Annotated in this window: 1 protein-coding gene; it reads left to right on the forward strand. The window is 60.8% G+C overall.

What is annotated here, in order from left to right; all coding sequences use genetic code 11:
• Positions 1-1,277, forward strand: a 1,277-nt coding sequence (kdpB, locus tag Q674_RS37145) for a potassium-transporting ATPase subunit KdpB (RefSeq protein ID WP_023009726.1), incomplete at both ends; no start/stop codon positions are given.

Raw genomic sequence — 1,277 nt, forward strand, 5'->3', positions numbered from 1 at the left:
ACCGACAACAGCGGTGTCAGCGCGGGCACCAAAGTGTTGTCCGATGAGATCGTGATCGAAGTCACCGTCGATCCGGGCAACTCCCTGCTGGACCGCATGATCGCCCTCGTTGAAGGCGCGCAACGCCAGAAGACACCGAATGAACTGGCGTTGTCCGTGCTCCTGGCCGCCATGACGCTGGTCTTCCTGATTGTGGTCGTTACCCTGGTGCCGTTTGGCGGGTTTGTGGGCGCTACCCCATCCTACTCGGTTCTGGTGGCCCTGTTAGTGTGCCTGATCCCGACGACCATCGGGGGCCTGTTGCCGGCTATCGGCATCGCCGGTATGGACCGTGCCATGCGTGCCAACGTCATTGCAAAGTCTGGTAAGGCGGTGGAAGTGGCCGGCTCTATCGACACCCTGTTGCTGGATAAAACCGGCACCATCACCCTGGGTGATCGCAGAGCAACGGGCTTTGAACCGGTTCGGGGCGTGGCGCCGGGCACCTTGAGGGACGCCGCACTGCTCACTTCCCTGGCAGATCCCACCCCCGAGGGCAAATCCGTTGTCGCTCTGGCTCGGGATAAGGGCTCGGACGCCGAGGCAGCCGATGGCACAGAATTCATTGAGTTCTCTGCCAACACCCGTATGTCCGGGGTGGACCTGCCGGATGGGCGGATTCTGCGCAAGGGCGCAACGGATGCCATTCGCAAATTCGTTACGGAAAACGGCGGCAACTATCCGCAGGAAACAGACACTCTGGTTGACCGGGTTGCCAAGAACGGCGCTACACCGCTGGTGGTCGCCGAGGGTAATCGGGTACTGGGTGTGATCGCCCTGTCGGATGTCATCAAGTCCGGCATCAAGGAACGTTTCGCCAAGCTTCGGGACATGGGTGTGAAGACGGTGATGATTACCGGTGACAACCCGATAACTGCTGCGGCGATTGCCGCCGAGGCGGGTGTGGATGATTTCATCGCCGAAGCCACACCGGAACAGAAGCTCGACATCATTCGCAAGGAGCAGGCGGAAGGCCGCATGGTGGCCATGATGGGGGATGGCACCAACGATGCTCCTGCCTTGGCCCAGGCCGACCTTGGTTTGGCCATGAACTCGGGCACCCAGGCCGCGCGGGAAGCCGGCAACATGGTGGATCTGGATTCCGACCCCGGCAAACTGCTGCAGGTGGTAGAGATTGGCAAACAACTGCTGATTACCCGGGGTTCGTTGACCACCTTTTCCCTGGCCAACGACGTCGCCAAGTACTTCGCTATCCTGCCAGCGCTGTTTGTCACCAG

The sequence above is a fragment of the Marinobacter sp. EVN1 genome (assembly GCF_000475375.1).
GTDB classification, from domain to species: Bacteria; Pseudomonadota; Gammaproteobacteria; order Pseudomonadales; family Oleiphilaceae; genus Marinobacter; species Marinobacter nauticus.